Genomic DNA, 26,833 nt, shown 5'->3' on the forward strand with positions numbered 1-26,833 from the left:
CGGGCCCGGACGCCCTCGTGCCGCGATACCGCTGAGCGCGTCCCGATCGGTACGCTGGCCAGGACCGGGGAGGGAGCGCCGCCGATGGGTGAACCAGACCAGCCGAGCACCGCTCGCATGATCGACTTTTGGCTCGGCGGGCAGCATCACTTCCCCGTGGACGTGGCCGCCGCGAACGCGTTCGAGCAGGCGTACGGGCCGTGCGCGCCGGTGTTCCGCGAGCTGCGGGCGTTCCTGGGCCGGGCGGTACGGGCGATGGCCGCCCAGGGCGTGGACGGGTTCCTGGTGTTCGGCGCCGGGGTGCCGACGATGGGCAACGTGCACGAGGTCGCCACCGACGCGACAGTGCTCTACACCGACGTCGACCCGGTCACCATCCGACTGGGACAGAGCATCCTCGCCGGCAGCGACCGGGCCGGCTACGGCTTCGGCGACGCGACCGACATCGGCACCGTCGACCCGGCGCAGCTGCACCGTTTCGTGCCGGGCTGGGGTCGGCGGCCGGTCGGGGTGGTCTTCCTCGGCCTGGCCGCGTTCCTCGACGACGCCACGCTGACCCGCACCCTCGACGAGCTGTACGCGGCCGCGGCGCCGGGCAGCCTGCTCGCGGTGGACTTCGACACCGAGGAGCTGGCCGGCCACCCGCAGGCGCTGGCCATGATGGGACCGCAGTTCCGGATGCGTCCACCGGCGGCGTTCGCGCCCCTGCTGGGTCGGTGGGCGCCGACGGCGGACGGGATCGTCCCGGTCGCCGAGTGGCGGCCGGACGGCCCGCCGGCGCGGGTGCCCGACGCGTTCCACGGTGTGCTCGCGACTCGAGCGGGTGACTGACCGCGCCGATCATCCGTCCGGTGGCGTCCGTATGATGCTTGCCCTGTAGCAAGCTTCTGGGGAGGACGACGATGGTAGACGCGCCGGACGTGGTGTCGCGCGCGTTGCGCGAGGCTCCGCCGGACCAGTTGGCGGAGGCGGCGGACCGGGCGATCCGGTCCGCGATGGGCGCGCTGCGCACCGACGTCTTCGTCGCCGACTACCGGATCAGCGGCCTCTGGCCCGTGCTGGACCCGGACCTGCCGGCGGGCGGCTTCCTGGCCTGCCACACCATGGCGCAGCGCTGCTTCAGCAGTCAGCAGCCGGTACGCGACGGTGAAGGCCCCTGCCGGCTCTACCTGCCCTTGACGGTGTGGGGGGAGCGGCTGGGCGTGCTGCTGATCGAGCTGCCGACCGTACCGAACGCGGCGGTCACCGGTCGGTCGACGGACATCGCCGGCGCCCTGGCCGTGGCGATGCGCGCGGCGGACCGGGAGACCGACCGCTACCGGCGGGCCCGCCGTCGGGAGCGACTGACGATGGCCGCCGAGATGCAGTGGGACCTCCTGCCCGGTCGTGGTGTGTCCCACCACGCGTTCGACCTGGCCGGTCAGCTCGAACCGGCGTACACGGTGGGTGGCGACCACTTTGACTGGTCGCTGGACGGCGACCGTCTCACCGTGACGGTGCTCAACGGCGAGGGCAACGGGCTGGCGGCGTCCCTGTTGACAGCCGTCACGGTCAACGCGATGCGCAACGCGCGTCGCTCCGGTGGCGGCCTGGTGGAGCAAGCCGAGCTGGCCTCGGACACGGTCTTCTACCAACACCGAGGCGCCCGGTCCGTGGCTACCCTGCTGCTCGAGGTGGACACTCGCGTCGGCCGGGTGCGGGCGGTCGACGCGGGCTCCCCGCATCTGTTGCGGATGCGGGGGTCCACTGTCGAGCCTCTGAAGCTGGACCAGCAGTTGCCGCTGGGCATGTTCGCCGAGACCCGCTACGAGCTTCAAGAGGTGCAACTCGCCCCGGGTGACCGGCTCTTCGTGGTCAGCGACGGGGTGTGGGCCGCCGAGCCGCCGGGTCAGGAGCCGTACGGGCAGCGGGTGATGGCTCGTTCCCTGCGCGCCACGCGGCTGCAGCCGCCGGCCGAGGCGGTTGGTACGGTGATGCGCGAACTGCACGCCTATCACGCGGATTCCGATCTGCGCGACGACGCCGTCGTGGTCTGTCTGGACTGGCACGGTCCGCGCGAACGGGGCACGGGGTGAGATTCGCAGCCGCGTTGCCGGGCGGGCACCAGCGCGACGACGGCAGGGGACATCAGGTGGAGCGACCTGCGGATCTCGCCGCGGCGATCGACGCGGCCGCCGGGACGCTGATCGCCGTACTGGAGTCGGCCGCGTCGCGGCATCAGGTGCCGCCCACCCAGCTGAGAGTGCTCACGCTGATCTGCGGTCGCCCGGAGACCAACGTCAACGGGTTGGCGGAGTTGCTGGACGTGGTGCCCTCGTCGGCGAGCCGCCTGTGCGACCGGTTGGAGGCGACCGGGCTGTTGCGTCGGGTGGCCGATCCGCGTGACCGGCGTGAGGTGCGGTTGGTGCCGACCGCTGCGGCGCTGACCCTGTTGGGGGAGTTGGCCGAGCGGCGGCAGCGTGCGGTGCAGGCGGTGTTGGACCGGATGCCGGTGCGGCTGCAGCACGAGCTGTTGCTGGCGCTGGCCGGGTTCGCTCGGGCGGCGACGTCGGCGCCCGAGCAGCAGACCGATCCCGCCGTCCAGACGGCCTGAGCGCTGCTTCCCTCTTCCACTAGTGTCCTAGGACGCTTTAGGCGTGGTGATCCGCACCACAGTGCGGCACAGCCGCACCGAGAGCACGTAGCGGCGCCCGGCCAGCGAGAGGAAGCCCGATATAGTGGCAGCGCACCTACCCGGCCCGCGATCTTCGAGATCGTGGGCCGCATCAGGGGAAGGGGCCCCGCCCGGGGCCGCAGGGGAGAGCCGGCGCTGGTCGGCCCGACAGCGCGTACGACCCTCAGCCGCGCCCGGCGCCGGCCGGAGGGCTCACGTGCCGTGGAGGAGGATCGGTGTCGCGTCGGCCGGCTCGGGCAGAGCAACCGCGGGACACCGGTGACGAGACTCCCGGCAACCAGGTGCTCACCCTGCCCAACCTGATCAGCTTCGGGCGGCTGCTGGGCGTGCCGCTCTTCCTCTACCTGTTCCTGGTGGCGCGGGCCGACGTGGCGGCGGTCGTGGTGCTGGCCATCGGTGGCACCACCGACTGGGTCGACGGCTGGATCGCCCGCCGCCTGCACCAGGTCAGCCGCCTGGGCGAGCTGCTCGACCCGCTCGCCGACCGGCTCTACATCCTCGCCACCCTGGTCGCCTTCACCGCGCGGGACGTGGTGCCGTGGCAGTTCACCGCGGCGCTGCTGGCCCGTGAGGTGCTCCTGCTGGCCTCGCTGGCGGTGCTGCGTCGCTACGGGTACGGGCCGCCGCCGGTGCACTACGTGGGCAAGACCGCCACGTTCCTGCTGCTCGCGGCGTTCCCGGTGCTGCTGTTGGCCAGCGCGGCGACCGACGTGGCGACGGCGGCGAGCGCCATCGGGTGGGCGTTGGCCTGGTGGGGCCTGGTGCTGTACTGGGTGGCCGGCGGGATGTACGTCGTGCAGGCGGCCAGGCTGGTGCGCGCGGCGCGCGGTCCGGGAGCGGCGGCGTGAGCGCGCCGCGGCTGGGAAAACCCGGCCAGGACCGGGTGTACGCGCCGGACTTCCTCACCGAGCTGTTCCGCAACCCGCTGGATCCGGGGTACGCGGACGCGGCTGCCGCGCGGCGGAGCTCGGCGGAGTCGGCTCCGGCGCGCGGCTGGCGGGCCTTGCCGGCACGGTCGGTGAGCCTGGTAGTGGTGGTGATGCTCGGATTCCTGTTCGCGGTCGCGTACCGGCAGACGATGGCGGACGAGCCGGGGCGGAGCCAGGCCCGTTCGGGTCTGGTGACGCAGATCAAGGAACGGGAAAGCCAGACCGATCGGTTGTCCACGCGGGCGGACCAGCTGCGCGAGGAGGTCAGTCGGCAGCGGGACGCGGCGTTGAGCGGGTCGGCCGCCGCCCGGTTGCGCAACCTGGAGGCGAGCACCGGGCTGGGTCGGGTGCGCGGTGATGGTGTGGTGGTGCGGTTGGCGGACGCGCCGGACAAGGCGGACGCGGTCACCGGTGCCGGCGCCGGGCCGCCGCGGGTGCTCTACAGCGACCTGCAGGGTGTGGCGAACGCGTTGTGGAGTGTTGGCGCGGAGGCGATCGCCATCAACGGGCAGCGGTTGACGTCGACGTCGACGATCCGGTCGGCGGGTGAGGCGATGCTCGTGGATTTCCGGCCGGTGACCGGGCCGTACGAGGTGTCGGCGATCGGGCCGGGTTCGATGCGGCGCGACTTCGAGGACAGCCGCAACGCGGCGCTGATGCGGAAGGTCGCGCAGGGGACGGGGTTGTCGTTCGGTGTGCGGGAGGCGGATGACCTCACCCTGCCGGCGGCACCGGAGCCGCAGCTACGCTACGCCAAGCCGTCGGTCAGTCCGAGCCCTTCCGCGTCGGGTGTCCGTTCCGGCAGTCCCGGGTCGTCCGGTCCGGCGACGACTGTTAGCCCCTCCGGAGGTGGCCGATGATCGCGGTGTTGGCGTTGCTCGCCGGTGTGGTGCTGGGCGTGTGGCTTGATCCCACGGTGCCGGCGGCGTTGCAGCCGTATCTGCCGATCGCGGTGGTGGCCGCGTTGGACGCGGTGTTCGGTGGGGTGCGGGCCCGGTTGGACCGCATCTTCGACGACAAGCAGTTCGTGGTGTCGTTCATTTCGAACGTGCTGGTGGCTGGTCTGATCGTGTATCTGGGTGACCAGTTGGGGGTGGGTGGGCAGTTGTCCACCGGTGTGGTCGTTGTGTTGGGTGTGCGTATCTTCGGCAACGTGGCGGCGATCCGTCGGCACCTGTTCCGGGCGTAGGTTGGGTTGCGATGAGTGACGAGCAGACCGACACGGGGACCGGGTGGCCGCAGCCGGCGGGTCCGGTGCGGCCGGGTGGGCCGGCGGGTGAGCCGGATCCGCGGCCGGATGCGCCGGATCCGGATGAGTTGAGCCCGTTGGCGCCGCAGGGGCCGGCGCAGCCGTCGGATGACGAGCCTGCGGCGGAGCCGGTCGACGATGGTGCGACGGTGGACCTGAGCGCGGTGTCGCGGTCGGGGGAGCCGCCGGTTGCGGGTTCCGACGGGTCGGCGGAGCCGGTGGTGGCTGGTCGGTCCCGGTGGAGTGCGGCCGGGGTGATGATCGTCGCGTTGTTGGCGTTGCTGGGGTTCACGTTGGTCGTGCAGTTGAAGACGACGTCGACGGATCCGACTCTGGGTGCCACCCGGCAGGAGGACCTGGTCCGGATTCTGTCGGATCTGGATGCGCGGGAGAATCGCCTGCAGCAGGACATTCGGGCTCTGGAGGACAGTCAGCGGCAGTTGCGCTCGGGTGAGCAGGGTCGTCAGGCGGCGTTGGATGAGGCGACGCGGCGGGCGGACGAGTTGGGCATCCTGGCGGGGACGTTGCCGGCGGTGGGTCCGGGGTTGACTGTTCAGTTCGACGCCGGGGTGAAGCCGATTTCGGCGAACCGGGTGTTGGACGCGGTGCAGGAGCTGCGGGGTGCGGGCGCCGAGGCGATGCAGATTTCCGGTGGGGATCGGGCGACGGTGCGGATCATCGCGTCGACGTACTTCCTCGATGGGGACAACGGGTCGTTGATGGTGGAGGGGCGTCGGTTGTCGGGGCCGTACACGATCACGGTGATCGGTGATCCGGCGACGATGCGTACGGCGTTGAACATTCCTGGTGGGGTGGTGGCGTCGGTCCGGGGTGACGGCGGTAACGTGACGTTTGGGGAGCGTGAGGTTGCCGAGGTTTCGGCGCTGCACGTGCCGATCAAGTTGGAACACGCCCGTCCGGTCTCCTGACCGGCGCGGCCGCGCCGGACCCGGGTGGTCCGGGGCACCGATGGATGAAGGACGCGTCTGGTGATTCCCGAGGATCTGCGATACACCGCCGAGCATGAGTGGGTGGCGGGTGACGGCACGGCTTCGGTCCGGGTCGGCATCACCCACTTCGCGCAGGACGCGCTCGGTGACATCGTGTACGTGCAGTTGCCCGAGGCGGGTGCGGTGGTCGCGGCCGGTGACTCGTTGGGTGAGATCGAGTCGACCAAGAGCGTGTCGGAGATCTACGCGCCGGTGGCCGGTACGGTGGCGGCGCGCAACGACGCGTTGGCTGACACGCCTGAGCTGATCAACACTGATCCGTACGGTGAGGGTTGGTTGGTGGAGATCACGCCGAACGATCCGACTGCGACGGACGGGTTGCTGACGGCGGCCGCTTATCAGAAGATCACCGAAGGCTGAGTGTGCTTGATCCGGTGCGTGGGCTGTCTGCGCGCGTCCGGTTGCCCTGCATTTCGGCGCTGGCTAGGCTCGCCCAGTCGACCGAGAACCCAATAGTTGAGCGTTGCGGAATTGCCTTCCCGGGCACGGGGAGCCAGCCGCCGGGTGTTCAAGTGCCCGGCGGCCAGACCCGCCATTACCCGACGCCGACCGAACAGATCCGTGAGGTGGTCCCATGACGCGGCCAGACGACGAGTTCCCCCCACTCGACGTCACTTCGACGCTCAATCTCGGTTCGCTCGACGAAGTGCTGGAGGGGCCGGATACCGATGTGGTTCCGAGCCGGATGTCCGGTTCGTTGCCGCCGGGTATGGCGCTGCTGGTGGTTCGTCGAGGCCCGAATGCGGGTGCCCGGTTCCTGTTGGACCACGATGTGACGACCAGTGGCCGGCACCCGGACAGTGACATCTTCCTGGACGACGTGACGGTGTCGCGTCGGCACGCGGAGTTCCACCGCGATGGTGGGACGTTCACGGTGCGGGACGTGGGCAGCCTGAATGGCACGTACGTCAATCGTGAGCGGGTTGAGGCGGCCACGTTGAGCAATGGTGACGAGGTCCAGATCGGTAAGTTCCGGGTGGTGTTCATCGCCGGTCCGCGCCCGGAGGAGGAGGCCGGCCGGGGGTGAACGAGCCTGCGGCCTCCATGTCACCCGGGGCGGCTCGGTCTGAGCCGCTGATGAGCATCGGTGAGGTGCTTGGGCAGTTGCGGGTGGATTTTCCGGATACCACGATTTCGAAGCTGCGGTTTCTTGAGGCCGAGGGTTTGGTCGAGCCGCAGCGGACGGCGGCGGGTTACCGGAAGTACAGCTGGGACGATGTGGCGCGGTTGCGGTTCGTGTTGACCGCGCAGCGGGACAAGTACCTGCCGTTGCGGGTGATCCGGGAGCAGTTGGCGCAGTGGGATTCGTCCGGTGAGCAGCCGGGGCGGTCGCGGCCGGCGTTGGTGGCGGTTGGTCCCGATGGTGCGGTGCCGGGTCGTGAGTTGGCGGAGCCGGCCGAGTCGTCGCAGGTGCGGCTCGGCCGGGCGGATCTCGTGGCGCGCAGTGGGATCGACGAGTCGACGTTGGTTGAGTTGGAGCGGCTCGGTGTGCTGGTGTCGGATCCGCCGGGGTGGTATGACGCGGATGCTCTGATCATCGCGTCGGCGGTGGCGGGGTTGGCGGCGTACGGGTTGGAGCCGCGGCACCTGCGGGGTTATCGGACGGCGGCTGACCGGGAGGTTGGTTTGTTCGCGCAGTTGGTGGCCCCGTTGGCGCGGCAGAGTGATCCGGCGGCGCGGGCGCGGGCGGCGGAGACGGCGCGGGAGTTGGTGGCGTTGTCGGAGCAGCTGCACGCCGCGTTGGTGCGGGTGGGGTTGCGGTCGACGTTGGGTCGGTGAGGTTGCCCGGTGGGTGGCGGTTGCGCGGAAAGATCTCTTCCGGGAAGCGTGCCGTAGGCTTGCCGGGGTAACCCCTTTTCGGCGCGGGCGTGGTGCTGTAGCGCATGGGACGGCCGTGTTGCGGTCCGTGTACCGTGCAGGGAAGGGCGCGGTGCGGCGTAGGTGACAACGACACGGAGGCGGCGGTGCGCGAGCTGAGCGTGGTCGGAGTTCGGGTGGAGCTGCCCAGCAACCAGCCGATCGTCCTGCTCAGGGAGGTCGAGGGCGACCGCTATCTGCCGATCTGGATCGGCGCGGTCGAGGCCACGGCTATCGCTTATGAGCAGCAGGGGGTCAAGCCGGCCCGGCCGTTGACGCATGATCTTCTGCGGGATGTGTTGGCGGCGTTGAAGGCGCCCTTGCAGGCGGTGGAGATCACCGAGCTGAAGGAGAACGTCTTCTACGCGGATCTGTTGATCGGCGATGGGGTGCGGGTGTCGGCGCGGCCGAGCGATTCGATCGCGTTGGCGTTGCGGGTTGGTGCGCCGATTCGTTGTGCGGAGCAGGTCCTCAGCGAGGCGGGGATCGTTATCCCTGATGAGCAGGAGGACGAGGTGGAGAAGTTCCGCGAGTTCCTGGAGCAGGTGCGTCCGGAGGATTTCGCGGGCTGAGGTGTGCCTGGGCTCGGTTGGTGATCTTTCTCGGTGGCTGCGCGGCGTGTCGCGTCGGTTCCTCCGTGGTAACCCCTGACGGTGGCGATAGGGTTTCCATGTCGAGGGGTGCGCGTCCCGGAAACGATGCGTCGCCACACTGACGGGGAGGTTGTCCGGATGCACGAGCCGCAGGATTCCGATCCGGGTGCAGAGTTCGACGAGTCGGGTGCCTCGTCGCCAGGTGTGGCGGCTGAGGGTGACGGTTCGGTTGGCTACCGGGGTGTGACGGCCTGCCACGCGGTGGGCATCAGTTACCGGCAGTTGGATTATTGGGCGCGGACGACGCTGGTGGTGCCGAGCGTTCGGGACGCCTCGGGTTCGGGGACGCAGCGGTTGTATTCGTTCCGGGATCTGGTGGTGTTGAAGGTCGTGAAGCGGTTGTTGGACGCGGGGGTGTCCCTGCAGAACATCCGTAAGGCGATCGAGGCGTTGCGGTCGCGTGGTGTGGAGGATCTGGCGGGGATCACGCTGATCTCTGATGGGACGACGGTGTACGAGTGCCGGTCTCCGGAGGAGGTGGTCGACCTGTTGCAGGGTGGCCAGGGGGTCTTCGGCATCGCGATCGGTGGGGCTTTCAAGGAGATCCAGGGGTCGTTGTCGCATCTGCCGGCGGAGCCGGCGACGAGCGGCCCGGTGGAGCCGGCGGTGGCGTCGGGCTCGGATCCGGTGGGTGACGAGTTGGCGGCGCGGCGGGCGCGGCGGCGCGCCGGCTGATCGTTCGTTTTTCGGGTTTTTTCCGGTTGTTTTCTCGCGACCGTCGGTGACGGTGGCGGGGTTGTGTCGGCGATGGCGGTCCACTGTAGATACCGTGGGTGTCGTTTCGGTGGCCCATTGTGGAGATACCCATCGGTAGTGGTGACGCAACGTGTCAGCGTGTTGTCGGGAACCCGATAAGAGGGCGCTGACCGGGAGCGGTTGACACGCTATGGTCCCTCACGGTTCTGGACCCTTCATCCCCGGAAGGAACGACCGTGACGGTTACGGAAGAGACTGCTCCCGCCTCGCACTACGACCGCATTGGCGGTGCCAATTCGGTCAAGGCGGCGGTTGAGCTGTTCTACGACAAGGTGCTCGCGGACCCGGAGTTGGCGGGCTACTTCGCTGACGTGGACATGGCCGGTCAGCGGCGGCATCTGGCGTTGATGTTGACGGTGGTGCTGGGTGGCCCGAACGAGTACACGGGACGCGGGTTGGCCGAGGCGCACCAGCCGTTGAACATCACGGTGGGGCACTACGCGAAGGTTGGCGAGCACCTGACGGTGACGCTGACCGAGCTGGGGGTGCCGGCGGACATCCTGGCCGACGTGCAGACGGTGCTGGGGCAGGTGCAGGGCCAGGTGGTGGCTGCCGGGAACAGGTCGGGCGCCTGAGCGTGGACGCGGCTCGCCTCAAGCAGAGCTGGTCGGTGGTCGCCGGTCACGGCGACCAGGTGCCGCTCTACTTCTACTCGACGTTGTTCCTCGCTCATCCTGAGACGCGGCAGATGTTCCCCACGAACATGGCCGGTCAGCGGGACCGCCTCGTGACCGCGTTGGGTCACATCGTGTCCAACGTGGACCAGGTGGATCGGCTGGTGGGTTTCCTTCAGGATCTCGGCGCGGATCACCGCAAGTTCGCGGTCCGCGCGGAGCACTATCCGGCGGTCGGTGAGGCGCTGGTGGCGACGTTGCAGCATTTCCTCGCCGAGCAGTGGACCGACGAGTTGGCTGCGGACTGGACGGCCGCGTACGGGTTGGTCGCCCAGGTGATGACGGAGGCCGCGCAGGCCGCTGAGGCGGTCAATCCGCCGTGGTGGGTGGCGGAGATCGTGGCGCATGAGCGGCGGGCGTTCGACGTGGCGGTGTTGACGGTGCGTCCGCAGTATCTGTTGCCGTTCACACCGGGTCAGTCGATCGGGGTGTCGCACCCGTCGGTGCGGTCGTGGCGGTACTACTCGCCGGCGAACGCGCCGCGGGCGGACGGCACGTTGGAGTTGCATGTGCGGGCCGCGCCGGGTGGCGCGGTGTCGTCGCGGTTGGTGTACGGGTCGGCGGTGGGGGATCGGATCCACCTGGCGGCGCCGGTGGGGGACCGGCTGGGGTTGTGGTCGGCGGGCTCCAGTGACCTGTTGCTGCTGGTTTCGGGTACCGGCTGGGCGCCGGTGAAGGCGTTGGTGGAGCAGGTGGCGGCGGAGGGTTCCCGTCGTCGGGTGGACCTGTACGTGGGGGCCCGGTCCCGTAGCGAGTTCTACGACAGCGACGCGATCGACAAGTTGGCGTCGTCGTATCCGTGGTTGACGGTGACGTACGTCGTCGGTGCCGACGTGCACCGGCCGGGGGAGTTCGTGCAGGCGGTGGACCGGGCGTTGGTCGACGGTGACTGGCGGTCCCGGCACGTGTTCGTGTGTGGGTCGGACGAGATGGTGTCGTACGCGGTGCGGACGTTGGTTCAGGCGGGTTACCACGAGGGTCAGGTGCACCACGAGGGCCTGGGCGGGCAGTGGTACGGCCCGGCGTGGCGGACGGCGGTGCAGCAGTCGGCTGCGGGTGACACTTCGGGAGGTGGGCACAGGTGAGCGCGAGGAGTGAGCTTGCGAGCCCCGCAGTCGCGAACGGAGGTCTGCACAGGTGAGTGCGACGCCGATCAGTCGGTATGACGGGGTGCAGGTTTCCGGCGGTGTGCAGGTGCGGATGACCGCCGATCGGGTTCGGCGGTGGGAGTTCGGTGCGGCGTCGTTCGCGCGGCGTGGTTACGACAACGCTGACGTGGACCGGTTCCGGATGCAGGTCGCCGACGAGTTGGACCTGTTGGCGACGCAGATCGCGACGTTGCGGGCGGAGAACGAGCGGCTGACCGACCGGGTGGAGTTGCACCGGCACGGGGTGATTCCGAGTACGGGGGCGGCGGCGAAGGCCCCGGCGGCGCGGGAGGTCAATCTGCTGTCGGCGGCGCAGCGGGAGGCCGAGCAGATCATCGCGCAGGCGCATGACTACGCACGTCGGGTCGCCGAGTACGCCCGGGTGCAGTACGAGAGTTACCTGCACGCGGCGGAGGCGGAGGCGAAGCAGGAGGCGGAGCGGGCGGTGGCGGAGTACCGCAGCGCGGCGGGGTCGAGCTTCGACGACACGGTGGCGACCCGGGAGGCGTTGCGGATCTTCGGCGAGATGATGGTGTCGCACATGCAGGCGGCGGCGCGGCATCTCGACGACGGCAGTGAGCAGTTGGCGCGCACGATGGATCGGATCGCGGCGGAGACGCCGGGGGCGCCGTTCGTGGGTGGCGTGGTGGGCCAGTCGGCGTTGCCGCGGCACCAGCAGCGCTGAGTCGCCGGGTGGGGGGCGCTGACGTGGACCCCACTCGGTGCGCTGGCGGCGGTGGCATGGTCGGAGGGGTCAGGCGGGGCTGACCCGTGGCCCGCCCCTGGGAGAGGCTGTCAGCTGACGGCGGCGCGGACGGCCTCGGCGATCGGGGTGGGTCCGTCGACGAGTTCCAGGGTCGCGCCGGTGGTGCGCGGTTCGTCGAGCAGCGCGGCGAGGACGTGGGCGACGTCGGTGCGGCTGATCGCGCCACTGCCCGCGTGTGGGGTGAGGGTGACCCGCCCGGTGGGTGGGTCGTCGGTGAGCCGGCCGGGTCGCAGCACCGTCCAGGCCAGGTCGCGGCCGCGCAGGTCGTCCTCGGCGGCGCGTTTGGCGCGCAGGTACGCCGCCCACACGTCGTCGGTGCCGGGGGCGGGTGGTGTGTCCACGCCCATGGAGGAGACGAGCAGGTAGCGGTGGACGCCGGCGCGGGTGGCGGCGTCGGCGAGCAGCACGGCGGCAGCCCGGTCGACGGTGTCCTTGCGGGCGGCGCCGCTGCCGGGGCCGGCGCCCGCGGCGAAGACCACCGCGTCGGCGCCGTGGAGGTGCTCGGCCACCTGTTCGAGCGGGGTGTGTTCCAGGTCGCAGACGACGGGGGTGGCGCCGGCGGCGCGCAGCGTCGCGGCCTGCTCGGGGTTGCGGATGAGGCCGACGGCGGTGTGGCCGCGCCCGGCGAGGTGGCGTTGCAACAGTAGGGCGATCTTGCCGTGGCCTCCGGCGATGACGACGCGCATGGGCCCAACCTACCGGCGCGGCGGGGTGCAGGCACCGGCTTGACCTTGACCTTCGGGCAACCCCGAGCCTGGTGGGTGCCGGTCGCCGTGACCGGCGCGAGGAGGATGTCGACGTGGGGCTGATGACCATCGGGGCGTTCGCCCGGGCGGCGAGGCTGACACCGAAGGCGTTGCGCCTGTACGACCAGGTTGGGTTGCTGGTGCCGGCCGCTGTCGATCCGGAGTCCGGTTACCGGCTCTACGACCCGGCTCAGCTGCCGGTGGCTCGGCTGGTCGCCCAGTTGCGTCGCCTCGGTATGCCGCTGGCGACGATCCGGGTCGTGTGCGGCCTGGAGCCCGCGGCGGCGGCTGAGGCGGTCACCGCGTACTGGCGGCAGGTCAGCGCCGACACCGCGGCGCGTGCCCGGCTCGCCACTCTTCTCGTGGACCACCTGTCTGAAGGGGGCACCACCATGTCTGACCCGAATCCCACAGTTGCCGTCCGTTGCGCCGCCGGTTGTGACACCGGGCTGGTGCGCGACAGCAACGAGGACACCGCGTACGCCAGCGAGCGGTTGCTCGCCGTAGCCGACGGTATGCGGGGGCCCGGCGGTGCGGCCGCCAGCGCCGCCGCCGTCGACGCCCTGAAGCCGTTGGCGTTCACAGACGTACCGTCCGCCGACCTGCTGACGATGCTGGCCGGCGCGGTGAGTGACGCCGACCGCGCCGTGCACGGGTTGGCCACCGACACCGACCAGCCGGTCACCACGCTGACCGCGCTGCTGCTCAGCGGTTCCCGGCTGGCGCTGGTGCACGTCGGTGACACCCGCGCCTACCTGCTGCGCGGCGGTGAGCTGTCGCTGCTCACGCAGGATCACACCTGGGTGCAGGCCCAGGTTGATCAGGGCCGGCTCGACCGGGACCAGGCCGCGACGCATCCGCAGCGCGCGGTGCTGGTGCGCGCCCTCGGTGGCGGCCGGCAGGTCGAGGCGGATCTGGCGTTGCGTACCGCGTTGCCGGGTGACCGGTACCTGTTGTGCTCCGACGGGCTGTCCGCGGTCGTCGACAGGGCCGATCTGGGGTGGGCGTTGGCGGCGACGGACGATCCGGAGGACACGGTGCGGGCGCTGGTGGATCTGGCGCGGGCCGAGGGGGCGCCGGACAACATCGCCTGCGTCGTCGCCGACGTCGTCGCGGTGTAGCTGTCGGCTTCGCCGCCGACGTCACCCGAGCCGGGTGGGGCCGCCCACCCGGCGCGGGGCTCGGCGTTGGTGAACCGGTTGAGGCAGCATGGAGAGGTGATGGAGAGTTTCGACGCGTTGACCTCGCTGGTGGCCGGTGGTGGGGTGGTGGTGCTCAGCGGTGCCGGCCTGTCCACCGAGTCGGGGATTCCGGACTACCGGGGGCCCAGCGGGGTGGCGCGGCGGCACACGCCGATGACCTTCCAGGCGTTCACCCGCGATCCCCTGGCCCGGCGGCGCTACTGGGCGCGCAGCCACCTGGGCTGGCGGCTGATCGCGGGTGCGGCGCCCAACGCCGGGCACCGGGCGGTGGCCGGGCTGCAACACGCCGGGCTGGTCGACACGGTGATCACCCAGAACGTCGACGGTCTGCACGGTGCGGCCGGCAGCCCGTCGGTGATCGAGCTGCACGGCCGCCTCGACGAGGTGACCTGCCTGGACTGCGGCAACCTGACCTCCCGGGAGGAGCTTCACCGGCGGCTGCGCGAGGCCAACCCGGAGTTCGTGGCCCGCGTCGCCGCGGTCAACCCGGACGGTGATGTTGATCTCCCCGATGAGCAGGTGGCGGCGTTTCGGCCGGTGGACTGCGGGATCTGCGGCACCGGGATGCTGAAACCGGACGTGGTGTTCTTCGGTGAGACGGTGCCGGCGCAGCGGGTGGCGCGCTGTTTCGCGGCCGTGGAGCAGGCCCGGTCGTTGCTGGTGCTCGGGTCGTCGTTGACGGTGATGTCGGGGCGCCGTTTCGTGATTCGGGCCGCGAAACGGGGCATCCCGGTCGCGATCGTCAACCAGGGGCCGACCCGGGGTGACGGCCACGCCACCGTGTGCGTCGACGCGCCGCTGGGCGCGGTGCTGCCGCAGTTGGCCGCGCGGGTCGGCGCCGGGACACCGCTGGGGGTGTGACGGGCCGGGCCCCCGGCGCGGGGGTAGGACATCCGCCGGAAACACCAACGCTGGTAGCGTTGACCACGCCGGTAACACCCACGTGGGAGAGACCGCCCGACAGCACGCAGGGCGGCGCCGAAGGGGCAAATCCTCCCCGGAACCTCTCAGGCAAAAGGACCTCGTGGGCAGGCACTGTGGAGTGCCCTGAGTGGGTGCGACAGAGGGGGAGGCCGACACGTCGACCTCGCCCCGGGAGTGCCCCCAATGACCGTAGAGCAGTTCGCCACCCGTCACATCGGTCCCGGCCCCGACGACGAGCGTCGGATGCTGGAGGTCGTCGGGCACGACTCGATCGACGAGCTGATGGACGCCGCGATCCCCGAGGTGATCCGCTGGCACGGCACCCTCGACCTGCCCGACCCGGCCACCGAGGCCGAGACGATCGCCGAGCTGCGGGCCCTCGCGGCGCGTAACACCGTCGCCGTCTCCATGATCGGGTTGGGGTACCACGGCACGCACACCCCTGCGGTGATCCGCCGTAACGTCCTTGAAGACCCGGCCTGGTACACGGCGTACACGCCGTACCAGCCGGAGATCAGCCAGGGCCGCCTGGAGGCGCTGCTGAACTTCCAGACCATGGTCACCGACCTGACCGGGTTGGCCACCGCGAACGCCTCGATGCTCGACGAGGGCACCGCGGCGGCGGAGGCCATGACCCTGGCGCGGCGGGCCTCCAAGAGCAAGAGCGGTGTGTACGTCGTCGACGCCGACGCGTTGCCGCAGACCATCGCGGTGATCACCAGCCGGGCCGAGCCGCTCGGCATCGACGTGCGGGTCCTCGACGTGCAGCGCGACGAGTTGCCGGCGGAGTTCTTCGGCCTGCACCTGCAGTACCCGGGGGCGTCCGGTGCGGTGCGCGATGACGCCAGCCTCGTGCAGGCGGCACACGCCGTCGGCGCCCTGGTGACCGTGGCGGCGGACCTGCTGGCGTTGACGCTGCTGCGCGCACCGGGGGAGATCGGCGCGGACATCGCCGCCGGCACCACCCAGCGTTTCGGCGTACCGATGGGCTTCGGTGGGCCGCACGCCGGTTACCTGGCGGTGCGCTCGGGCCTGGAGCGGATGCTGCCCGGGCGCCTGGTCGGGGTGTCGCGCGACACGGACGGCAACCCGGCCTACCGGTTGGCGTTGCAGACCCGTGAGCAGCACATCCGGCGGGAGAAGGCGACCAGCAACATCTGCACCGCGCAGGTGCTGCTCGCGGTGATGGCCGGCATGTACGCCGTCTACCACGGCCCCGACGGGCTGCGCGACATCGCGACGCGTACCCATGCGATGGCGGCGCGGCTCGCGGCCGGGTTGCGCGCCGGCGGGGTGGACGTCGCGGACGTCGCGTTCTTCGACACCGTCACCGCGACCGTGCCCGGGCGGGCCGCCGAGGTGGTGGCCGCCGCCGCGGACCGTGGCGTCAACCTGCGGCTGGTCGACGCCGACCGGGTGGGCGTGTCCTGCGACGAGACCACGACCGACGCGCACCTGGCGCAGGTGTGGGCGGCGTTCGGGGTGCCCGCGTTCGACGGCGACGCGGACGCGGCCGTGCCGGTCGACCTGACGCGCGGCAGCGACTTCCTCACCCACCCGGTGTTCCGCAGCCACCACTCGGAGACGGCGATGCTGCGCTACCTGCGGCGGCTGTCGGACTTCGACTACGCCCTGGACCGGGGCATGATCCCGCTCGGGTCGTGCACGATGAAGCTGAACGCGACCACCGAGATGGAGCCGGTCAGCTGGGCGGAGTTCGCGAACATCCACCCGTTCGCACCGGACGCGCAGACCGTCGGGTACCGGGAGATGATCGGTCAGCTGGAGTCGTGGCTGGCCGAGGTGACCGGCTACGACGCGGTGAGCGTGCAGCCCAACGCCGGTTCGCAGGGCGAGCTGGCCGGGTTGCTGGCGATCCGCTCGTACCACGCGTCGCGGGGTGAGACGCACCGCGACGTGTGCCTGATCCCGTCGTCGGCGCACGGCACGAACGCGGCGTCGGCGGTGATGGCCGGCATGCGCGTCGTGGTGGTGGCCTGCGACGACGACGGCAACGTCGACCTCGTCGACCTGGACGCGAAGATCGACAAGCACCGGGACGCGCTCGCCGCGATCATGGTGACGTACCCGTCCACGCACGGTGTGTACGAGACGGGCATCGCGTCGTTGTGCGCGAAGGTGCACGACGCCGGCGGGCAGGTGTACGTCGACGGGGCGAACCTCAACGCCCTGGTCGGGTTCGCCAAGCCCGGCAAGTTCGGCGCCGACGTGTCGCACCTGAACCTGCACAAGACGTTCTGCATCCCGCACGGCGGCGGTGGCCCCGGCGTGGGCCCGGTGGCGGTCCGCGCGCACCTGGCGCCGTTCCTGCCCGGTGACCCGCTGGGCGCGCACGTGGACGCCACGCCGGCGATCTCGGCGGCGAAGTACGGGTCGGCGGGCATCCTGCCGATCCCGTGGGCGTACCTGCGGATGATGGGCGCCGAGGGGCTGACCCGGGCCACCGGTGTGGCGGTGCTCGCGGCGAACTACGTGGCGGCGCGGCTGCGGGGGCACTTCCCGGTGCTGTACGCCGGCAACAAGGGCTTGGTGGCCCACGAGTGCATCCTCGACCTGCGGCCGTTGACGAAGGCGACCGGGGTGAGCGTCGACGACGTGGCGAAGCGGCTGATCGACTACGGCTTCCACGCGCCGACGATGTCGTTCCCGGTGGCGGGGACGCTGATGGTGGAGCCGACCGAGAGCGAGGACCTGGCCGAGCTGGACCGGTTCTGCGACGCGATGATCGCGATTCGCGCGGAGATCGAGCAGGTGGGTTCCGGGGCGTGGCCGGTAGGGGACAACCCCCTGGCCAACGCGCCGCACACCGCGGCGATGGTCAGCGGTGACGAGTGGTCACACGCGTACCCGCGGTCGGTGGGCGCGTACCCGGCCGGGGTGGACCGGGCGGGGAAGTACTGGCCGCCGGTGCGGCGCATCGACGGCGCGTACGGCGACCGGAACCTGGTCTGCTCGTGCCCGTCGCCGGAGGCGTTCGAGGACTGACGACGCCGCAGCCGGTCGAGACTGAGGACGGCGCGCCGGGGCGGGCGGTACGGCCTGCCCCGGCAGCCGCTGCGACCTGGGCGGGGACGTCCCTTACCGGGGGACTAGCCTGGGTCGACGGCGGCTAAACGGTGACGCTGAGTGGTCGGTCAGGCCACGAGAGCGTGGCGGGCGGGGCCGCGGTGCGGTGCGATGCTGCTGCCGTCGGGAAGCAACTCGCCGGTGTCCTCGAAGACGATGACGCCGTTGCAGAGCAGGCTCCAGCCCTGCTCACGGAAGCAGGCGAGGACCCGTGCGGCTTCCCGGTCGGTGGCTTCAGCGGAGGGGCAGGTCGGTTGGTGCTGGCACATCGGGTTCTCCGGACTGTGGGGGCACTGTGTCATGGTTCACATGACCAGTGACGCACAGTACCAAGCGAAAGTGTCCAACATCGACCAGGTGCCCGCCTGGTGCACGGGAAATCCACTGAACGGATGAGGAAGGTTGGACCGTACGGCGTGGAAACGCTCCCACAGGTGTGTGCCGCGAACAGCGGCCCGGCTGCGTTGGCCGCGAACAGCGGCCCGGCTGCACTGGCCGCCCACAGAAGCCCTGCTGCGTTGATCGATGTACCCGCCGCGCCGGCCGCGTGCCGGGGTGCGCTGACCGAACGCGCACGCCTGCACTGGTCTCGCGGCGACGGCGGTGACCCCGCGGCCCTCGCCGAGGAGTTCCTCGCCGCGCACGGCCTACCCCTGCACGACCTGACCCGACCCGCCACCGGCCAGCACGGCAGCGGGGTCTGCGGCGCGGCGCTGTACCTGTCCGCCGCCGCCGGGGCGCTGCTGGCCGGCGCACCCACCGGGGCGCCCGAGCCCGCGCCGGCCCTGCCCGACCTCGCCGTCGTCGTCTACCAGCACGGCCCCACCCGGGTCACCCGGCCCGGCCCACCGCAGCCGTTCTGGCTCGGCGAGTGGGTCGAGAGCTGGACCCCCGGCCAGCACGCCGCCGCCGTCGACGCGGTCCGCGCCGCCATCGGCCGCGGCGACGTCTACCAGAGCAACCTCGTGGGCCACGCCGCCGCCCCCTACACCGGCGACCCGCTGCCGGCCCTGAGCCGCCTCGGCGCGCTCCCCGGCGCCCGCTACGGCGGCGTCCTCACCGGCGACGGCTGGGCCGTCGGCTGCGCCTCCCCGGAAACCCTCGTCGAGGTCACCGACGGGCAGGTGATCACCCGGCCGATCAAGGGCACCCGCCCGGCCACCGCCGCCGGCCGCGCCGAACTGCTCGCCAGCGCGAAGGAACGCGCCGAACACATCATGATCGTCGACCTGGAACGCAACGACCTCGCCCGCATCGCCCGCACCGGCACCGTCACCGTCGACGAGCTGTTCGCCGTGCGCCGCTGGTGCGACCTGTGGCAGGCCGAGTCGACCGTCCGCGCCGCCGCCGCCGACGGCCTCGGCCTCGCCGACCTGCTGCGCGCCACCTGCCCCGGCGGCTCCGTCACCGGCGCCCCGAAGCTCGCCGCCCTGACCCAGATCAGCGCCCTCGAACCGGTCGGGCGGGGCGCCAGCATGGGCGCGCTGGGCTGGGTCGCCCCGGGTCACGTCGACCTGGGCCTGACCATCCGCACCGCCGCCGCCGACGGCCAGCGGCTGCACACCTGGGCCGGCGGCGGCATCACCTGGGACAGCGACGCGCACGCCGAGGTCGCCGAGGCCGCCGCGAAGACCACCCCGATCCGCGCGACCCTGGCCGGGCGCTGACCGGCGTACCGCACGGCGATACGCTGAACCCCATGACCATGCGGCCCATCCGGATCATCGGCGACCCTGTCCTGCGCACCGGATGCGAACCGGTCACCACCTTCGACGCCGAGCTGCGGGCCCTCGTCACCGACCTGATGGACACCCTGCTCGGCGCCCCCGGCCGCGCCGGTGTCGCCGCACCGCAGATCGGCGTCAGCGCCCAGGTGTTCGTCTACGACGCCGACGGGCACCGCGGCCACCTCATCAACCCCACCCTGGAGTTGTCCGACGAGCTCCAGGACGACGAGGAGGGCTGCCTGTCCATCCCCGGGCTGTACTTCCCGACCGTACGGGCCCTGCACGCCACCGCCCACGGCGTCGACCAGCACGGCGAGCCGCTGACCATCGCCGGCAGCGGCTTCCTGGCCCGCGCCCTGCAACACGAGACCGACCACCTGGGCGGGCGGCTCTACGTCGACACGCTGCGCGGCGACACCCGCCGCCGGGCCCTGCGCGAGATCCGCGCCGGGCGCTTCGACTCACCCAGCCGCCGCCGCTGACCCCTCGTCCGGAAGCCGGCGCTCAACGTTTCGCGACCATCCGCCCGAGGGTGGTCACCGGGCCGTCAGCGTCCACTCCTCGTAGTCGGCGACCCGGGTGAACCCCACCCGCTCGTACAGCCGCACCGCCGCCGTGTTGTCCGCCTTCACGTTCAACGTGACGTGTTCGACGGTCTCGCGCAGCCGGACACAGAGCGCTGCCACCACCGCCGCGCCCAACCCCCGTCCCCGCCACCGCGGATGGGTCGTGACGTTGCCCAACGCCGCCACCCGGTAGACCGGGGACCACACATGCACCCCGGCCACCGCCACCAACTCACCGTCCTCGCGTACGCCCAGGTACTGCCCGGTGTCCACCATCCGAGGATCGAACCAGTTCCCCGGGTACGCCTGCGCGTACAGGCGGCGCAGCCCCGGCAGGTCCGCCGTCCCGAGCACCACACCCTCGGGACGCACCACCGACAGACGGGCCGGAGCGGTCAACGCCATCCGGTGGTGCAGGCCACCGGGATCCAACCGGTACGACCCGGCCAGGATGTCGGACAGCCCGGGGGAGAGGTGGGCGTACAACCGGGCGGGCAGCGTCGGCGCAAGGGCGGCCAGCAACGCCGCCAGCGCCGCGGTGTCCGCCGGCGCCGCGAACGCCAGCAGCGTCGGCGGATCGACCCCGTGATAGAGCAGCGCGACCTGCTCACCCCGGCGAAACCACGAGGTGTACGGCCAGAAGAAGTCGTCCAGGTCGCCCAACTGGTAGGCATGCAGCACCGGATCACGCCCCAGCAACCGTGCCAGGACCGTACGGTCATGCTCGGGGCGTACCGCCATCAGCGGGCCACCCACTGGTCGTATCCGAGCTTCGCCACCAACGCCACCACCACCACCAGCAACACCACCCGCACGAACCCGGAGCCGCGGCGCAACGCCATCCGCGCCCCCAGCACCGCGCCGGCGATGTTGCACACCGCCATGCCCGCGCCCAGCAGCCACCACACGTGCCCGGTCACCCCGAACACCACAAGCGCGCCCAGGTTCGTCCCCGCGTTGACGACCTTCGCCATCGCCGAGCCGTGCACGAAGTCCGCGCCCACCAGAGCGGTGAACGCCAACACCAGGAACGTGCCGGTGCCCGGGCCGATCAACCCGTCGTACAGGGCGATGCCCACCCCGGCCACCGCGATCACCACCGCCACCCGCACCGGAGTGCGCCTCGCCGGCACCGCCACCACCCCCATCCGGGGACGCAGCAGCACGAACACCGCCACCGACACCAGCACCACCAGCACCACCGGCCGGTACGCCGACGCCGGCACCGCCCCGGCCAGCGCCGCACCCACGCCCGCGCTGAGCACCGCGAGCCCCGCCGCCGGGCCCGCCACCCGCCAGTCGACCTTCGTCCTACGGGCGTACGTCGCCGCCGCGGTGGCCGTACCGAAGATCGCGGCCAGCTTGTTCGTGCCCAACGCGGTGGCCACCGGCAACCCCGGGGCAGCCACCAACAACGCCGGCAGCAGCAACAACCCGCCACCACCGACCACGGCATCGACCCACCCGGCCATCGCGGCGGCGGCCAGCAGAGTACTCAACGTCACGGCGTCCACGGGCGGCAATTCTGCCCACCCGACCCGCCCGACCAGCACCCGAGTGGCCAGCCTCACCCGGTCACCGGCCCCGCGTACGCCGCAACCACACCCCCAACGCGCCGACCGCCACGAACACCAGCACCGAACACAGCAAGACCTTCAGCACCCGGCAACCATGCCACGGGCACGTAAGGTGCAGGAGTGCGCCTGGCCACCTTCAACCTGCTGCACGGACGGTCCCTCACCGACGGGCTCGTCGACTCCGATCGACTCGCCGCCGCCATCGGCGCCCTCGACGCCGACGTGCTCGCCCTGCAGGAGGTCGACCGTGACCAACGCCGCAGCGGCAACCTCGACCTCACCGCCATCGCCGCCCGCGCCCTCGGCGCACCCCACCACCGCTTCGCCGCCGCCGTCGTCGGCACCCCGGGCGAACAGTTCCGCCCACTGCGCCACGACGACGACGGCCACGGCGAACCCTGCTACGGCATCGGGCTGATCAGCCGATACCCCGTCCGCAGCTGGCAGGTCACCCGACTCAAGCCGGCGCCGGTGCGCTCACCGGTCTACGTGCCCGGCCCCCGCGGCGGCCTCATCCTGCTGCACGACGAACCCCGCGTGGTCCTCGCCGCCGTCCTGGACACCCCCCACGGCCCCCTCACCGTGGCAGCGACCCACCTGTCGTTCGTGCCGGGCTGGAACGCCCGCCAACTACGTCAGACCGTCCGCGCCCTGCGCGCGCTACCGGGGCCCCGCGTCCTGCTCGGCGACCTCAACCTGCCCGCCGGCGCGGCCCGGCTCATTTCCGGCTGGCGCCCCCTGGGCCGACGCCCCACCTACCCGTCCGGGCAGCCCCGCGTCCAACTCGACCACATCCTCGCCGACCGGCACGCCCTCGACCAGCTCCCACCCGTACGCGCGGTCACCGCGCCGGCGTCCACCATCTCCGATCACCGCCCCCTGCTGGTCGATCTCGGCTGAGCGTCAGCGCCCAACCGGCCGCATCGCGGCTCACGACGGTCGTCCTCATCCACGGGTTCCGGGTCACCCCGTGCCTTACCGCGCGGACCGTTCGGCCTGACGCCGCCTCCAAGGTCGACTCGGCTATCTGAAACCGGGCCACCCCCGTGCCCCGGACACCGCGCCTTGCGGAAACCGGGTCAATCAAGGGTCGGCGGGGGAGCGGACCACCAAGTCGCAAGATTCCCTCAAGATCATTGCATCGACGGACTTCGACGATCATGCTGGTCGACACGCGCCACGATCAACTCGTCGGAGGCCACATGAGACGCCAGCGACCCACCCTCATCGCCGTGTCCACCCTCATCGCCGTCACCCTCACCACCGCACCCACCCCCGCCAACGCCCAACGCGCCGCACCACCCGACCAGGTCACCGCCCTCACCGCCCACCAGGCCGACGGATACACCACCCTCGCCTGGCAACCCGTCGACGGCGCCACCGACTACCAGATCGAACGCACCCCCGTCGACGCCGACAACACCCCCACCGGCACACCCACCATCGTCGGCATCTGGCGACCCAACCGCCAGATCAACCAACACGCACCCACCTTCGCCGACGCCGGCTACAACCCCGGCGACACCTTCCAATGGCGCGTACGCGCCCGCACCGGCACCACCGAACAGCCCTACTCCGACCCGGTCACCGCCACCACCACCGCACCCTGGGGCAACCCCACAACCCCCGGCGAGCAACTACGCACCGGCTGGGAGACCACCCACGCCGCGCAGTACACCAGCGACACCGACGAGTACGCCTACACCGCCGCCATCGACGCCCTCAGCGACCGCGTACGCGTCGTCGAACTCGGCCGCACCGTGCAGAACCGACCCATCAACATGATGGTCATCGGCCACCCCACCCCGGCTACAACCCCGGAAGCAGTCGCCGCCACCGCACCCGTGGCCATCAACTGCAACGTGCACGGCAACGAACCCGGCGACCGCGAAGCCTGCCTCATCATGGCCCGCCAACTCGCCTTCAGCACCGACCCCCGCATCACCGACCTGCTCAGCCACACCACCGTCCTGATCGTCCCCACCATCAACGGAGACGGCCGCGCCAACAACACCCGCGGCAACTCCACCGGCCAGGACCTCAACCGCGACTACTCCCTGATCCGCCAACCCGAGACCACCGCGTACATCAAAATGGTCCGCGACTACCGACCCGTCGCCGGCTACGACGGCCACGAGTTCGGCAACTCCCGCGCCGGCGACCTGCCGATGCTGCCCCCACGGCACCAGAACGTCGCCCAACCCATCTTCGACCAGTCCCAGGACATGATCGAAGGCCACATGTACGCCAAGGGCGCCGAAGCCGGCTGGTGGGCCTGCCCCTACGGCTGCGAAGGCGGCGGCAACGTCGGCCTCAGCGAGGAAACCATCCTGCGCAACACCCTCGGGCTCAAGAACGTCGCCAACTCCCTGCTGGAACTGCGCAGCTCCGGCGGCCAGACCCGCCCCGACGAGGGCAACACCGCCAACAACCGGCGCCGCAAGACCTACTCCGCCCTGTGGACGTTCCAGCAGTTCCTCGACTACCACCGCGCCGACCGCGCCGACATCCTCAACTCCCGCGCCCAGTCCATCGAGATCCAGGCCGCCAACACCGGCCGCCTCGTCTTCCGCGGCTCCCGACCCATCCCGGCGCACCCCGCCCCGCACCCCGGCGACAGCCCGCCGCCGCTGGACGCACCCCCCGCCGACCTCATCCTCGACAACGCCCCGTGCGCCTACAAACTCACCGACGAGCAGTACAACGGCGCCCGCACCGACGGACCCGGCGGCGTGGGCACCACCGTCGCGCAACGCATCGCCGCACACGGCTGGAAGGTCATCAAGACCGACGACGGCTACTACGTCCCCCTCAACCAGCCCGAACGCGGCCTCATCCCGCTGCTGCTCGACACCAAGGGCGTGGAGAAGCTGACCGACGGCGAACGCGTCTACCCGACCCTCACCGGCCGACGCAACGGACCACTGACCGTCTCCGGCTTCACCTGCGCCGACGACGCCACCATCAACGGCCCGGTCACCGTCCGGGCCGGCGCGGCACTCGTCGCGACCGGAACGACCATCAGCGGCCCGGTCACCGCCACCGGCGCCGCCGGCATCCTCCTCGCCGACAGCACCATCAACGGCCCCGTCCAGATCGCGAAGACCACCAACGCGGTCTCCGTCATCGACGTCACCATCGCCGGCCCGGTCAGCCTGACCGGCAACACCACCGGCACCGACGCACCCCTGCTGGCCGGCAACACCATCCGCGGCCCGCTCAACTGCACGGCAAACAACCCCGCCCCGACCAACCTGGGCGTCGCCAACACCGTGCACGGCCCACGAACCACCCAGTGCGCGGCACTGTGACCGACAACTAGCGAGCCATCACGCCGGCGGCGCGGGCCCGACACCCGCGCCGCCGGCACCTCACCACCTACCCCCGCACCCCGTGGAGGCCGCCGTGTCGCACCCCGCCACCCCACCGCGACACCCCCGACGATTCCGCGGACCGCACGGCGCTAGGCGCGTCCGACGGACGTTCGGCCTGCTCCTGCCAACCCTGCTGCTGACCGCCTGCACCAGCAGCCCCGCAACTCCCCGCCCGGACGCCGCGCCCGCGAGCACCGCACCCCAGCCCACCGGGCCACTCTGCGCCGCCCTGCCCACCGGCACCGACCCCGGCAACCCGAGCTTCCTCGCCGGGCAACCCGTCGACCAGGCGCTGCGCTGGATCCCCACCCTCACCACGTTCGAAGCGGCACTGCGTACCAGCGGCGTCCTCACCGACCTGCCCGCCGGCGACGGCGTCACCGTCCTGGCGCCCTCCGACGACGCCTTCGCCGCCACGTTCTCCGAGGACAACTGGGACGACCTCATGACCCACCACACCGACCAGCTCCGCACCCTGCTGAAAGCACACCTCATCACCGGAAGCCACCCGATCGCCGACCTCACCACCGCCGGCACCGCCACCACCCTCGACGGAGTCACCGTCACCGTCACCCGCACCGGGCCCACCGCCCGCCTCGGCGACCGCGCCGACACCGTCTGCGCCGACTACCAGGCCACCAACGCCCGCATCCACATCATCAACGCCGTCCTCGGCCCCCTGCCCGTCACCGCCGACGGCACCGGCCACCGCGCACACTGACCACGCTCACCCGGGCGGCACCAGACCCGCCAGCGCGCGGTTGGTCCGGTTGGCGCGGACCGCGTCGCGCTGCTGCCCGGCCGTCACCTCGATGTAGGTCTGCGACGACGCCAACGACGCGTGCCCCAACAACCGCATGATCTCCGCCGCGCTCGCACCGTCCTCCGCCAACCGGGTCGCGAAGGTGTGCCGCAGCGCGTGCAGCCGCGCACCACGCGGCACCCGGTTACCGATGCCGGCCCGCCGGTAACACGACTCGACGAGATACTGCAGGCCACCACGGCGCAACGGCTCACCCTGCCGATCCACCAGGAACGGCGAGTCGGGGCGTACCGACCGCGAACCGAAGCGCCGCACCCGACTGTCCAGGTAGTCCCGCAGCACCCGGTCCAGATCCGCCTCGATCGGCACCACCCGAGGCCGCCCACCCTTTCCCGCCACCTCGACCCGCCGCTCACCGGGCCGACCGCCGAGCGAGTCGACGCGCAACGCCAGCAGCTCCGACAGGCGCAGCCCGGCGCAGAGCGCCACCGCCAACACCGCCACGTCCCGCTCCGGCCACGGGTCGCGTTGCCGCCCGTCGTCCCGCGCGGCGGACGCGAGCAGCACCTCGGGGGTGTCCGCGCCGCGCAGCGGCTTCGGCTGGGGGAGTAGCGCCCGAGGCCGCCCGACCGCCGGCATCGGGTTGCCCGCCACGAACCCGTCAGCGACCAGGAACGTGAAGAAGGTGTTCCAGGTGGACCAGGCCCGATGCACCGACGCGGGCGCCCGGGGAGCGGCGAACCGGGCGAAGGCCGCGCGCATCACCCGGGGGGAGAGGTCGGTGATCGACAGCGCGTCCAGGGGTAGGGGAGGGGTGGCATCTTCCGCCACCAGGGAGGCCACCGTGTGCAGATCCCTGCGGTACGCGGCCAGGGTGTGCGGGGAGGGCTTACGGGTGGCGCGCGCGGTCAGGAACTCCTCGATCAGCACCGCGAGCGATTCGTCCTGTTTGTCATGCATAAGAGATATTATGCAGCATTTTCGCGTATTCGGGAAGCGGGTGGACGAGGGGGAGAAGGGCCCCATCCCGACCGCCCCGAGCACGGCCGGAGCTGATGAAGAAGCACGTATCGTGCGCGACATGACGCCGCTCGCCGCCATCTGTCCCACCTGTGGTCGGCCCGGCACGCCCATCGTGTACCGGGACCTCG

General features: G+C 71.3%; 28 protein-coding genes and 1 riboswitch. Of the genes, 23 read left to right on the forward strand and 5 right to left on the reverse strand.

The genetic code is table 11. The features are described from left to right. The first annotated feature begins 84 nt into the window (after nt 1-84). From ACFYP0_RS01965 to ACFYP0_RS02035, 15 genes are all read left to right on the forward strand, one after another. Nucleotides 85-831, forward strand: a complete 747-nt coding sequence (locus ACFYP0_RS01965) for an SAM-dependent methyltransferase (protein ID WP_112619873.1) — start codon at nt 85-87, stop codon at nt 829-831. Nucleotides 832-902: 71 nt separating this feature from the next. Further along, nucleotides 903-2,075 (forward strand): PP2C family protein-serine/threonine phosphatase, encoded by a 1,173-nt coding sequence (locus tag ACFYP0_RS01970; protein ID WP_124855488.1) that lies wholly within the window; start codon nt 903-905, stop codon nt 2,073-2,075. Nucleotides 2,076-2,131: 56 nt separating this feature from the next. Continuing rightward, a complete protein-coding gene (locus tag ACFYP0_RS01975; RefSeq protein WP_124855520.1) occupies nt 2,132-2,593 on the forward strand; it encodes a MarR family winged helix-turn-helix transcriptional regulator in 462 nt (153 codons plus the stop codon). A 296-nt stretch (nt 2,594-2,889) separates the two neighbouring features. Continuing rightward, entirely contained in the window at nt 2,890-3,522 is a 633-nt protein-coding gene (locus ACFYP0_RS01980; RefSeq protein ID WP_356977845.1) for a CDP-alcohol phosphatidyltransferase family protein, read from the forward strand. Continuing rightward, entirely contained in the window at nt 3,519-4,463 is a 945-nt protein-coding gene (locus ACFYP0_RS01985; protein ID WP_355493470.1) for a DUF881 domain-containing protein, read from the forward strand. The genes ACFYP0_RS01980 and ACFYP0_RS01985 overlap by 4 nt, the downstream gene beginning before the upstream one ends. Continuing rightward, nucleotides 4,460-4,792, forward strand: coding sequence for a small basic family protein (locus ACFYP0_RS01990; protein ID WP_030327710.1), 333 nt, complete (start codon nt 4,460-4,462; stop codon nt 4,790-4,792). Before ACFYP0_RS01985 ends, ACFYP0_RS01990 begins: the two co-directional genes overlap by 4 nt. An 11-nt stretch (nt 4,793-4,803) precedes the next feature. Continuing rightward, nucleotides 4,804-5,781, forward strand: a complete 978-nt coding sequence (locus tag ACFYP0_RS01995) for a DUF881 domain-containing protein (protein ID WP_356977842.1) — start codon at nt 4,804-4,806, stop codon at nt 5,779-5,781. A 60-nt stretch (nt 5,782-5,841) separates the two neighbouring features. Next, on the forward strand, nt 5,842-6,222 hold the full coding sequence (gene gcvH / locus ACFYP0_RS02000; protein ID WP_091397961.1) for a glycine cleavage system protein GcvH: 381 nt from the start codon (nt 5,842-5,844) through the stop codon (nt 6,220-6,222). Nucleotides 6,223-6,436: 214 nt separating this feature from the next. After that, nucleotides 6,437-6,889, forward strand: a complete 453-nt coding sequence (odhI, locus tag ACFYP0_RS02005; RefSeq protein ID WP_007071101.1) for an oxoglutarate dehydrogenase inhibitor Odhl — start codon at nt 6,437-6,439, stop codon at nt 6,887-6,889. Nucleotides 6,890-6,939: 50 nt separating this feature from the next. After that, a complete protein-coding gene (ftsR, locus tag ACFYP0_RS02010; RefSeq protein WP_181518541.1) occupies nt 6,940-7,641 on the forward strand; it encodes a transcriptional regulator FtsR in 702 nt (233 codons plus the stop codon). Between the two features lie 185 nt (nt 7,642-7,826). Next, on the forward strand, nt 7,827-8,291 hold the full coding sequence (locus tag ACFYP0_RS02015) for a bifunctional nuclease family protein (protein ID WP_030327706.1): 465 nt from the start codon (nt 7,827-7,829) through the stop codon (nt 8,289-8,291). Nucleotides 8,292-8,450: 159 nt separating this feature from the next. Then, on the forward strand, nt 8,451-9,047 hold the full coding sequence (locus tag ACFYP0_RS02020) for a MerR family transcriptional regulator (RefSeq protein ID WP_124855496.1): 597 nt from the start codon (nt 8,451-8,453) through the stop codon (nt 9,045-9,047). A gap of 257 nt (nt 9,048-9,304) precedes the next feature. After that, nucleotides 9,305-9,703, forward strand: a complete 399-nt coding sequence (locus tag ACFYP0_RS02025) for a group I truncated hemoglobin (RefSeq protein ID WP_124855498.1) — start codon at nt 9,305-9,307, stop codon at nt 9,701-9,703. 2 nt (nt 9,704-9,705) lie between these two features. Further along, nucleotides 9,706-10,887, forward strand: a complete 1,182-nt coding sequence (locus ACFYP0_RS02030; protein ID WP_124855500.1) for a globin domain-containing protein — start codon at nt 9,706-9,708, stop codon at nt 10,885-10,887. Between the two features lie 52 nt (nt 10,888-10,939). Further along, entirely contained in the window at nt 10,940-11,635 is a 696-nt protein-coding gene (locus ACFYP0_RS02035) for a DivIVA domain-containing protein (RefSeq protein ID WP_124855502.1), read from the forward strand. A gap of 110 nt (nt 11,636-11,745) precedes the next feature. Here ACFYP0_RS02035 and ACFYP0_RS02040 read toward each other — a convergent pair whose 3' ends face one another. Then, nucleotides 11,746-12,402 (reverse strand): SDR family oxidoreductase, encoded by a 657-nt coding sequence (locus ACFYP0_RS02040; protein ID WP_386993989.1) that lies wholly within the window; start codon nt 12,400-12,402, stop codon nt 11,746-11,748. Nucleotides 12,403-12,515: 113 nt separating this feature from the next. Between ACFYP0_RS02040 and ACFYP0_RS02045 the strand changes: the two genes are divergently transcribed. From ACFYP0_RS02045 to gcvP, 3 genes are all read left to right on the forward strand, one after another. Further along, on the forward strand, nt 12,516-13,583 hold the full coding sequence (locus ACFYP0_RS02045; RefSeq protein WP_386993991.1) for a MerR family transcriptional regulator: 1,068 nt from the start codon (nt 12,516-12,518) through the stop codon (nt 13,581-13,583). 99 nt (nt 13,584-13,682) lie between these two features. Continuing rightward, on the forward strand, nt 13,683-14,525 hold the full coding sequence (locus ACFYP0_RS02050) for an NAD-dependent protein deacetylase (RefSeq protein ID WP_356977838.1): 843 nt from the start codon (nt 13,683-13,685) through the stop codon (nt 14,523-14,525). Nucleotides 14,526-14,598: 73 nt separating this feature from the next. Then, nucleotides 14,599-14,697: riboswitch (glycine riboswitch) on the forward strand. Nucleotides 14,698-14,771: 74 nt separating this feature from the next. Then, complete coding sequence (gcvP, locus tag ACFYP0_RS02055; protein WP_386993994.1) at nt 14,772-17,594, forward strand: aminomethyl-transferring glycine dehydrogenase; 2,823 nt, start codon at nt 14,772-14,774, stop codon at nt 17,592-17,594. 149 nt (nt 17,595-17,743) lie between these two features. Here the strand turns inward: gcvP and ACFYP0_RS02060 are convergent, their stop codons facing one another. Continuing rightward, nucleotides 17,744-17,944 carry a DUF5999 family protein gene (locus ACFYP0_RS02060; RefSeq protein ID WP_007460326.1) on the reverse strand — a complete coding sequence of 67 codons (201 nt, stop codon included), beginning with the start codon at nt 17,942-17,944 and terminating at the stop codon, nt 17,744-17,746. Nucleotides 17,945-18,067: 123 nt separating this feature from the next. Here ACFYP0_RS02060 and ACFYP0_RS02065 point away from each other — a divergent pair, with 123 nt between their 5' ends. Together ACFYP0_RS02065 and def are read left to right on the forward strand one after the other, a co-directional pair. Next, nucleotides 18,068-19,342: a chorismate-binding protein gene (locus ACFYP0_RS02065; protein ID WP_386993996.1), complete on the forward strand. Its 1,275-nt coding sequence runs from the start codon at nt 18,068-18,070 to the stop codon at nt 19,340-19,342. Nucleotides 19,343-19,374: 32 nt separating this feature from the next. Further along, entirely contained in the window at nt 19,375-19,884 is a 510-nt protein-coding gene (gene def / locus ACFYP0_RS02070; RefSeq protein ID WP_124855512.1) for a peptide deformylase, read from the forward strand. 54 nt (nt 19,885-19,938) lie between these two features. On the opposite strand, the gene ACFYP0_RS02075 is transcribed toward def, so the two are convergent. Then, on the reverse strand, nt 19,939-20,709 hold the full coding sequence (locus ACFYP0_RS02075) for a GNAT family N-acetyltransferase (protein ID WP_386993998.1): 771 nt from the start codon (nt 20,707-20,709) through the stop codon (nt 19,939-19,941). After that, entirely contained in the window at nt 20,709-21,482 is a 774-nt protein-coding gene (locus ACFYP0_RS02080) for a sulfite exporter TauE/SafE family protein (protein ID WP_386993999.1), read from the reverse strand. The genes ACFYP0_RS02075 and ACFYP0_RS02080 overlap by 1 nt, the downstream gene beginning before the upstream one ends. A gap of 183 nt (nt 21,483-21,665) precedes the next feature. Here ACFYP0_RS02080 and ACFYP0_RS02085 point away from each other — a divergent pair, with 183 nt between their 5' ends. From ACFYP0_RS02085 to ACFYP0_RS02095, 3 genes are all read left to right on the forward strand, one after another. Continuing rightward, nucleotides 21,666-22,445: an endonuclease/exonuclease/phosphatase family protein gene (locus tag ACFYP0_RS02085; RefSeq protein WP_112587017.1), complete on the forward strand. Its 780-nt coding sequence runs from the start codon at nt 21,666-21,668 to the stop codon at nt 22,443-22,445. Between the two features lie 302 nt (nt 22,446-22,747). Further along, nucleotides 22,748-24,856 carry a M14 family zinc carboxypeptidase gene (locus ACFYP0_RS02090; RefSeq protein ID WP_386994002.1) on the forward strand — a complete coding sequence of 703 codons (2,109 nt, stop codon included), beginning with the start codon at nt 22,748-22,750 and terminating at the stop codon, nt 24,854-24,856. A gap of 94 nt (nt 24,857-24,950) precedes the next feature. After that, complete coding sequence (locus ACFYP0_RS02095; RefSeq protein ID WP_386994004.1) at nt 24,951-25,640, forward strand: fasciclin domain-containing protein; 690 nt, start codon at nt 24,951-24,953, stop codon at nt 25,638-25,640. A gap of 6 nt (nt 25,641-25,646) precedes the next feature. Here the strand turns inward: ACFYP0_RS02095 and ACFYP0_RS02100 are convergent, their stop codons facing one another. After that, nucleotides 25,647-26,642 (reverse strand): tyrosine-type recombinase/integrase, encoded by a 996-nt coding sequence (locus ACFYP0_RS02100; RefSeq protein WP_386994006.1) that lies wholly within the window; start codon nt 26,640-26,642, stop codon nt 25,647-25,649. Nucleotides 26,643-26,833: the final 191 nt, after the last annotated feature.

This window comes from Micromonospora arida (assembly GCF_042873195.1).
Taxonomy (GTDB): Bacteria; Actinomycetota; Actinomycetes; order Mycobacteriales; family Micromonosporaceae; genus Micromonospora; species Micromonospora arida.